The 8,737-nt window shown below is 69.5% G+C and carries 6 protein-coding genes; 3 read left to right on the top strand and 3 right to left on the bottom strand.

Translation table 11 applies throughout. The annotated features are described in order from the left end of the window. Positions 1-136: 136 nt before the first annotated feature. The gene (pepN, locus tag BFF76_RS03945; RefSeq protein WP_031092020.1) at positions 137-2,713 is read right to left on the bottom strand and encodes an aminopeptidase N; all 2,577 of its coding nucleotides are present in this window, start codon (positions 2,711-2,713) and stop codon (positions 137-139) included. Between the two features lie 113 nt (positions 2,714-2,826). Here pepN and BFF76_RS03940 point away from each other — a divergent pair, with 113 nt between their 5' ends. From BFF76_RS03940 to BFF76_RS03930, 3 genes are read left to right on the top strand one after another with little or no spacing between them, the layout of a single operon-like run. Next, on the top strand, positions 2,827-3,339 hold the full coding sequence (locus tag BFF76_RS03940) for a DUF1203 domain-containing protein (RefSeq protein ID WP_065847169.1): 513 nt from the start codon (positions 2,827-2,829) through the stop codon (positions 3,337-3,339). 44 nt (positions 3,340-3,383) lie between these two features. Beyond that, entirely contained in the window at positions 3,384-3,608 is a 225-nt protein-coding gene (locus tag BFF76_RS03935) for a ribbon-helix-helix domain-containing protein (protein ID WP_031092016.1), read from the top strand. After that, on the top strand, positions 3,601-3,948 hold the full coding sequence (locus tag BFF76_RS03930) for a type II toxin-antitoxin system PemK/MazF family toxin (protein ID WP_031092014.1): 348 nt from the start codon (positions 3,601-3,603) through the stop codon (positions 3,946-3,948). Before BFF76_RS03935 ends, BFF76_RS03930 begins: the two co-directional genes overlap by 8 nt. Before the next feature lie 56 nt (positions 3,949-4,004). On the opposite strand, the gene BFF76_RS03925 is transcribed toward BFF76_RS03930, so the two are convergent. Continuing rightward, positions 4,005-5,033 carry an aspartate-semialdehyde dehydrogenase gene (locus BFF76_RS03925; protein ID WP_031092013.1) on the bottom strand — a complete coding sequence of 343 codons (1,029 nt, stop codon included), beginning with the start codon at positions 5,031-5,033 and terminating at the stop codon, positions 4,005-4,007. Positions 5,034-5,218: 185 nt separating this feature from the next. After that, positions 5,219-8,527: a S8 family serine peptidase gene (locus tag BFF76_RS03920; RefSeq protein WP_244167206.1), complete on the bottom strand. Its 3,309-nt coding sequence runs from the start codon at positions 8,525-8,527 to the stop codon at positions 5,219-5,221. Positions 8,528-8,737: the final 210 nt, after the last annotated feature.

The following is an 8,737-nucleotide window of genomic DNA, read 5'->3' as shown; positions in this document are numbered from 1 at the left end:
GGCCGAGGTGCCCGCCGCCCGCCCGGGGCCGAGGTGCCCGCCGCCCGGCCGACGCGGAAGGGGGCGCCTTCGCCGGGAAGCGCGCGAAAGGGGGCGCCCCACCGGGAAGCGCCCCCTTCGTCCGCGTGCCGGACCGCTAGGCGGTGGCCGCCGCCGCGTCCGCCGCCTGCGCCTTCAGCGCACGCTCCACGCCCGAGCGGGACTCCGACATCAGCCGGCGCAGAGCCGCGCTCGGCTGCGCCGATTCCAGCCAGGCGTCCGTGGCGTCCAGAGTCTCCTGCGAGACCTGGAGGGCCGGGTACAGACCGACCGCGATCTGCTGGGCCATCTCGTGGCTCCGCGTGTCCCAGACGTCCTTGACCGCCGTGAAGAACCTCTCCGTGTACGGAGTCAGCAGCTCACGCTGGTCGGTCTGCACGAAACCGCCGATGACCGCCTCCTGGAGGGAGTTCGGCAGCTTGTCCGACTCGACGACCGACGCCCACGCCTCGGCCTTCGCGCCCTCGGTGGGCTGGGCGGCGCGTGCGGACGCCGCGTGGCGCTCACCCGCGGCCGTCCTGTCGCGCTCGTACTCGGCGGCGATCTCCTCCTCGTCCAGGAGGCCCGTCGCGGCCAGGCGGTGCACGAACGCCCAGCGCAGCTCCGTGTCGACGGCCAGCCCCTCGATCACCTGGGTGCCGTCCAGCAGCGACTGCAGCACGTCGAGGTGCAGCGGGCTGCGCGCCGTCGCGGCGAACGCGCGTGCCCAGGCCAGCTGGTGGTCGCCGGCCGGCTCCGCCGCGCGCAGGTGCGCCAGCGTCGCCTCGGTCCACTGGTTCAGACCCGCCTCGCGCCACTCCGGGGCGGCGTAGAGGTCGAGGGCCAGCTTCACCTGGCGGTGCAGCGACTGCACGACGCCGATGTCCGACTCCTTGCCGATCCCGGAGAGGACCAGCGCCAGGTAGTCGCGCGTCGCCAGCTCGCCGTCGCGCGTCATGTCCCAGGCCGAGGCCCAGCTCAGGGCACGGGGCAAAGACTCGGAGAAGTCGCCGAGGTGCGCGGTGACGACCCGCAGGGACTCCTCGTCGAGGCGGACCTTCGCGTACGACAGGTCGTCGTCGTTGAGCAGGACGACCGCCGGGCGCGCCGTGCCGGACGGGTACGGCACGGTGGTGCGCTCGCCGTCGACGTCCAGCTCGATCCGGTCCGTGCGGACCAGCTTCCCGGCCGCGTCGAGGTCGTAGCAGCCGATGGCGATCCGGTGCGGGCGCAGCGTGGGCTCGCCCTTGGCGCCGTCGGGCAGGGCCGGGGCCTCCTGGACCACGGTGAACGAAGTGACGTGGCCGTTCTCGTCGGTCTCGATCTCCGGGCGCAGGATGTTGATGCCTGCCGTCTCCAGCCACGCCTTCGACCAGGCCTTCAGGTCACGCCCGGAGGTCTCCTCCAGCGCGCCCAGCAGGTCGGAGAGGCGCGTGTTCCCGAAAGCGTGCGCCTTGAAGTACGCCTGCACGCCCTTGAAGAAGGCATCCTCGCCGACGTACGCCACGAGCTGCTTCAGGACCGAGGCGCCCTTCGCGTACGTGATCCCGTCGAAGTTCACCAGGACGTCGTCGAGGTCCCGGATGTCCGCCATGATCGGGTGCGTGGACGGCAACTGGTCCTGCCGGTACGCCCACGTCTTCATGGAGTTGGCGAAGGTGGTCCACGAGTGCGGCCACTTCGAGCCCTCGGCGTCCGCCTGGCAGGCGGCTTCGGCGTACGTGGCGAACGACTCGTTCAGCCAGAGGTCGTTCCACCACTCCATGGTCACGAGGTCGCCGAACCACATGTGGGCCAGCTCGTGGAGGATGGTGGCGGCCCGCGTCTCGTACGCCGCGTCCGTGACCTTCGAACGGAACACGTACTGGTCGCGGAGGGTGACCGCGCCGGCGTTCTCCATGGCCCCGGCGTTGAACTCCGGGACGAAGAGCTGGTCGTACTTGGCGAAGGGGTAAGCGAAGTCGAACTTCTCCTCGAACCACTCGAAGCCCTGCCGGGTGACCGCGAAGATGTCGTCCGCGTCGAGGTACTCGGCGAGCGACGGCCGGCAGTAGATGCCGAGCGGCACGGACCGGCCGTCCTTCTCGTAGCTGCTGTGCACCGAGTGGTACGGGCCGGCGATCAGGGCCGTGATGTAGCTGGAGATGCGCGGCGTCGGCTCGAAGGACCAGACGTCGCCCGCAGGCTCGGGCGTCGGCGAGTTGGAGATCACCGTCCAGCCGGGCGGTGCCTTCACGGTGAACCGGAAGGTCGCCTTCAGGTCGGGCTGCTCGAAGCTGGCGAACACCCGGCGGGCGTCCGGGACCTCGAACTGGGTGTAGAGGTAGGCCTGTTCGTCGACCGGGTCGACGAAGCGGTGCAGGCCCTCGCCGGTGTTCGTGTACGAGCAGTCGGCGACGACCTTGAGCTCGTTGGAACCCGCCCTGAGGTGCTTCAGCGCGATCCGGGAGTCCCGGAAGACGGCGGCGATGTCCAGGTCCTTGCCGTTCAGCACGATGTCGTGCACCGCCGGCGCGACCAGATCGATGAAGGTCTCCGCACCGGCCTCGGCGGAGTCGAAGCGCACGGTGGTGACGGACCGGTAGGTGCCACCTTCCTGCGCGCCGGAGAGGTCGAGATCGATCTCGTACGCGTCCACGGTCAGCAGGCGCGCCCGCTCCTGTGCCTCTTCGCGGGTCAGATTCGTGCCAGGCACGCGGTCATCTCCTTGCTATACGACGTTTTTGGCCATCCTTCCACGTGGAACGGGCGCAGCGCGATGTCCGTTTTCCGCCGGACCTGCGCGGGCGTCCGGGCCACCCTCGGACCATGACCGCATACGAGGCCCGGCCCATCGGGCCAAGCGCCCTGAAAGAGCTCCGGACGGCCGACGACGCCGGACGTCCCTGCGTCCCGTACACGCCCACGGAGGACGGCGATCCCCTGCGTTGCTGCCTGCGTGGCATCGGGTCGGGGGAGCGGGTCGCGCTCGTCTCGTACGCGCCGCTGCGGCGCTGGGCGGCGGAGACCTGGGCGCGCCCGGGGGCGTACGACGAACAGGGTCCCGTCTTCATCCACGCCGACGAGTGCGAGGGGCCCGCGCCCGGCCGGAGCGGCTATCCCTTCTCACGCGCGGGCGCCCTGCGCACGGTCCGGCGCTACAACGCGGACGGCGAGATCGTAGGAGGCCGGCTGCTGGAGATCCCGGCCGACGGGGAGCAGGGCTGTGACGAGGCCTTCGCGGAGGCTTTCGCCGACCCGGAGGTGGCGCTGGTGCACGTGCGGGCGGTGGAGTACGGGTGCTTCCTCTTCGAGGTGCTACCGAACAGGGCCGGGAGGTAGTGCTCGGGTAGGCACTCCTTCCTACCTCAGGTAGGATGGAGGGCATGAAGATCAGCGTGAGCTTGCCGCAGGAGGATGTCGCCTTCGTCGACGAGTACGCCGCGAAGACCGAGGCGGACTCGCGGTCGGCGGTCATACACGCCGCCATCGAGTTGCTGCGCGAGGCGGGGCTCGAAGCGGAGTACACCGAGGCCTTCGAGGAGTGGGACGCGAGCGAGGACGCCGTCCTGTGGGACCGCACGGTCGGGGACGGAATCGTCGATGCGTAGAGGCGATATCCACCTGGTCGACCTGGAACCCGCCCGGGGCAGCGAGGCCAACAAGGTCAGGCCGGCCGTGATCGTGTCCAACAACGCGGCCAATCAGTCGGTCGCGTCGAACGGCCGCGGGGTGATCACGGTGGTGCCCCTGACATCGAACACCGCCCGCGTCCTCACGTTCCAGGTGTTGCTCCAGGCCGCCGGGAGCGGGCTGCCGAGGGACTCGAAGGTGCAGTGCGAGCAGGTGCGGGCTGTTTCTCCGGAGCGCGTACTGAAGCGCATCGGGACCGTCCCGCGTCAGCGCATGAGCGACATCGATGCCGCGCTGAGGCGGCACCTCGCCCTCTGAGGCATGCGAAAGGGCGGCCCCGGATCCCGGGGCCGCCCTTTCGTGGATGAGTGGGGTCAGCCCTTGAGCTCCGCAGCCACCAGCTCCGCGATCTGGACCGCGTTCAGCGCGGCGCCCTTGCGGAGGTTGTCGTTGGAGACGAACAGCGCCAGGCCGTGCTCGACGGTCTCGTCGACGCGGATGCGGCCCACGTACGAGGCGTCCTTGCCGGCCGCCTGGAGCGGGGTCGGGATCTCGGAGAGCTCGACGCCCTCGGCGTCCTTCAGCAGTTCGTGGGCGCGCTCGACGCTGATCGGACGGGCGAAACGGGCGTTGATCTGGAGGGAGTGACCGGAGAAGACCGGGACCCGGACGCAGGTGCCGGACACCTTGAGCTCCGGGATCTCCAGGATCTTGCGGGACTCGTTGCGGAGCTTCTGCTCCTCGTCCGTCTCGAAGGAGCCGTCGTCGACGATCGAACCGGCGAGCGGCAGCACGTTGAAGGCGATCGGGCGCTTGTAGACGGCGGGCTCGGGGAAGTCGACCGCGTCCCCGTCGTGCGTCAGCTTGTCCGCGTCGGCCACGACCTTCGACGCCTGGCCGTGCAGCTCGGCGACACCGGCGACCCCGGAGCCGGACACCGCCTGGTAGGTGGCCACGGTGAGCGCGTCGAGCCCCGCCTCGTCGTGCAGGGGACGCAGCACGGGCATGGCCGCCATCGTGGTGCAGTTCGGGTTGGCGATGATGCCCTTGGGGCGGTTCGCGATCGCGTGCGCGTTGACCTCGGAGACGACCAGCGGTACCTCGGGGTCCTTACGCCATGCGGAGGAGTTGTCGATCACCACGGCGCCCTGGGAGGCGACCTTCTCGGCCAGCGCCTTCGAGGTGGCGCCGCCCGCGGAGAACAGCACGATGTCGAGCCCGGAGTAGTCCGCCGTCGAGGCGTCCTCCACGGTGATGTCCGTGCCCTCGTACGTGAGGGTGGATCCCGCGGAGCGCGCGGAGGCGAAGAGCCGCAGTTCGGCGACGGGGAACTTCCGCTCGGCCAGGATGCTGCGCATGACTGTGCCGACCTGACCGGTGGCGCCGACGATTCCGACCTTCACTGGGACTCCCTCACGGATGCGAACGGGCACGGGTTGCCGGTCCATGATGCTTATGTCCATGGCCCCCTTGTCCAATCCATTGTCCGGCAGGCGGACGGGCCGCGCGCAGAGCTGTGGGGCGGGAGCCCTTGAGAGCACCCGCCCCACAGTCATGAGGTGTCGTACGGATCACACGGTGGTGACGGCTACGGCGCGACCTTCTCGATCACGACGCTGCCGGTGCCCGCCGCGGTGCCGCGGGCGTTCACCAGCTGGACCTCACCGAAGAACTGACGGCCCTCGGGAGCCGCTCCGGCGACCAGGACCTCGGCGCCGACCTGGGCGGACGCGCCGTTGGCCAGGTTCACGGCCTTGGACTCGTCGACCTTGATCTCGCCGAGCGACGGGGCGTAGTACACGTCCCGGTAGTCGTACTCGGTGGTCCCGGCCGGGACCGAGTAGCCGTCGATGACGACGGTGTACGTGCCGGCCGCCGGCTTCACCAGGCTGACGGACTCCTCGGAGCCCGCCGTGGTCGAGGTGCCGACCTCGGTGGCGCCCTTGTACACGTACAGGTCGATGTCGGCGTTGGCGTCCGACGTGTTGCCGATGGCGACGTCGAGCTTCTCGACACCCTCACCGATGGTGACCGTCTTGGTGTACTTCACGCCGGTGGAGATCGACGGACGCTCGACGTCGGCCGAGCCCAGCGAGCCGCCCTTGAGCTTGCCCTCCAGGTCGCCCGCGTTGTTGGTGACCGTCCAGTCCACCGCGGCCGGAGCACCGATCTTCGCCTCGGGGATGGTCCGCACCGCCGGGTCGAAGGTGGCGCCGAGCAGCGAGACGTCCAGCTTGTACGGGTTGTCCAGCAGCGGCGACGTACGGCGGGACTCGACCTCGATCTCCCAGACACCGGGCTGCGGGTCCTTGTAGGAGCGCGTGTCCGGGCGGCAGGTGTTGGCCGGGTTCTCGTAGTTCGGGTAGCAGTAGACCGTGGAGCTGTCCTCCACCGCGACCCCGTAGGGGTGCAGGGAGATGAACCGGGTCTGGCTGCCCGAGCGCAGGGCGCTCATCGCGACCTCGAGGGTCTTGGCGCCCTCCGGGACGTTCACGAAGTACGACGTGGTGCCGTTGCGCTGCACCGAGCCGGTCGTCGAGAACGCGTAACCCGGCTTCACCAGGTCCTTGGCGACGACCACCGTGGAGAGGATCTGCTGGTCGACGCCGCTGGTCCGCGCGTCGTCCACCTGCAGGATCGCGCTGTGGACGCCCGCCGTGCGGGGCTTCGCCTGGACCTTGACGGTCACCGGCTTGCCGAGCGGCAGCGAGACACTGCTCGAACCCGTCAGGGCGAAGGTGCCATCGTTGTTCTTCCAGGACAGCTTGTGCGCGACGTCGCGGTCCGGACCCGTGGTGCGGGTGACGGTGACGTCGTACGACTTCTTCTGGCCGGCCTTCAGGCCGCCCTCACGGTCGTACAGGCCGGTGCCGAAGCCCGGGTCCTTCAGCGCGAAGTCGATCGCGGTGTCGACCGGGGCCTTCACCGAGTACTCGTGCGCCGGGGTGCCCTGCTTCGCGATCTGCTTCCAGGCGCCGACGATGTCGATCAGACCGGCACCCTGGGCGTGCGCGGGCACACCGTCGATGTGGGTGGCGGTGCTGGTCAGCGCGGTCCGCAGGTCGGCCGGCGGCAGCTCGATGTGCTTCTGCTTCGCGGCGGACAGGAGGAGCGCCGTCGCACCGGCGGCCTGCGGCGAGGACATCGAGGTGCCCTGCAGCATGGAGTAACCGGCGGGGAGGGAGTAGCCCGCCTCCTTGACCGGACCACCGGGGAACCAGGTCTGCGTGGTGTTGATCGACGCACCCGGGGCCGTCAGGGTCGGGGTGAAGCCGCCGTCCTCACGCGGACCGCGCGAGGAGAAGGGCAGCATGTCGTACTTCTTGGTGACGTTCGAGCCGTAGTTGGCTGCCCAGGTCTCCTTGGAGACGGACGCGCCCACCGAGATGACGTGGTCGGCGAGGCCGGGGTCACCGATGGTGTTCACACCCGGGCCCTCGTTGCCGGCCGAGATGACCAGCTGGACGCCGTAGATGTCGATGAGCCGCTTGTAGAGCTCGGCGCGCGCGTTGTTGCCGTCGTTGAGCGGCGGCAGGCCGCCGATCGACATGTTGACGACGTCGACGCCGCGGTTGACGACGAGGTCGATCATGCCTTCGGTCAGGGCGATGTTGGTGCAGCCGCCGGACCAGGTGCAGGCACGCGAGGAGACGACCTTGGCGCCGGGCGCCGCGCCGTTCATCTTGCCGCCGAACAGGCCGTTGGCCGCGGTGATACCCGCGACGTGGGTGCCGTGCTCGCTCTCGATGACACCTATGTTGACGTAGTCGGCCTTCGCGCCGGCCGCGTCGTAGACGACGCCCTTACGGGTCTCGACGACGAACGGGATGCGCTCGACGATCTGCGTCGCCGGGTCGTCCGTACCGAAGTAGGAGACCTGGTGCTCGTCCTTGTACGGCTTCAGGACGGCGTCGTCGCCGAAGTCCGCGTTGCCGTTCAGGTCGACGCGCGTCGTCCCGGAGGCCGCGTCGTAGAGCACGCCCCACTCGTCGGTGATGTCACCGTCGCGGTTGAGGTCGCCCGCCATGTCGCCGCCACGGGTGGCCGACTCCTTGAAGAGCTTGAAGCCGTACGAGCCGTTCGGAGCGGAGTACGTCTTGCCGCCACTCGTGAACGTCGGACCCGCCACGCGCTGGTCCATCCGCAGCCAGGTGCCGTCACCGTCGTTGACGGGGTCGGTGGCCGTCACCCAGTCGACGATCTTGCGCTCGCCGGTGGTGGTCTTCTGAAGCGCGGGGTGGCCGAGGTCCACACCGGAGTCCAGGACGCCGATGGTGATCCCTCGGCCGTCGGCCTTCGGGTGCTGCTTGACGAAGTCGACCGCGCCCGTCTCGAAAGACGGGTTGTACGGGTTCTTCGCCGGGGTGTTCTTGCCAGGTGCCGGGTAACTGCCCGTGACCTTCTGCTGCTTCGCACCGGTGGCCCGGTCGCCCGCGGGCGTCGGGTCGTCCAGCTTGATCTCCTGCTTGAGATCGATGCCCTGGACGGAGGAGAGCTTCTGCGCCGCCTTGATGGTGGTCTCGGCGGTCGCGGTCGGCACGGTCGCCCGGACGTAGCCGAGCTTGTCGTACGTCTGCCCCAGCACGGACCCCTTGACGGAGTCCAGCTGTGCGGCGACCTTCTCGGTCGCACCCGGGGTGGTGGCGACCATCATGGTGATGTTCTTCTCGCCCTTGGCCTCGGCCTTCGCCAGCACATCGGCGTCCGCCTCGCCCAGCTTGTCGCCCTTCGCGCTCGAGGCGGCGGGCTTCACCGGGGAGGTCGCCGGGTCGTCGGCTGCGAGGACCGGGGCGGCGCCGGAGGCGGCCAGTGCGGCCGCCAGACCGGCCGCGGCCGCGATACGCGCCGCGCGTCTCGCCCCGGGTATGGAGCCGGGGGATTCCTTGGTCATCAGCATCCCTGAATGTGAAAGAAAGAGAGAGTCCGGAATTCGGTACCCGATGACCGCTCAGCCTTGCTTAGAAGACAGGGGTTTGTGGAGAGCTGACGAGGACGAGAACGGGACATGGCGTAGATCCGCCACCGGTGCCATTACGCCACCTACCGGGGCAGGACCACCGCGTACATGGCCGGAGGCAGGGGGTGAACGGAGCGCGGGGGAGGGGAC

Origin of the sequence: Streptomyces mutomycini (assembly GCF_001700505.1) — a bacterium.
Taxonomy (GTDB): Bacteria; Actinomycetota; Actinomycetes; order Streptomycetales; family Streptomycetaceae; genus Streptomyces; species Streptomyces mutomycini.
This window is presented reverse-complemented; position numbering and strand designations above follow the sequence as displayed.

Bases quoted from the DNA above. Each gene is read 5' to 3' on its own strand.
- BFF76_RS03940 (WP_065847169.1), top strand. From the start codon at position 2,827: ATGACCGCATACGAGGCCCGGCCCATCGGGCCAAGCGCCCTGAAAGAG.
- BFF76_RS03935 (WP_031092016.1), top strand. From the start codon at position 3,384: ATGAAGATCAGCGTGAGCTTGCCGCAGGAGGATGTCGCCTTCGTCGAC.
- BFF76_RS03930 (WP_031092014.1), top strand. From the start codon at position 3,601: ATGCGTAGAGGCGATATCCACCTGGTCGACCTGGAACCCGCCCGGGGC.
- BFF76_RS03920 (WP_244167206.1), bottom strand. From the start codon at position 8,527: ATGCTGATGACCAAGGAATCCCCCGGCTCCATACCCGGGGCGAGACGC.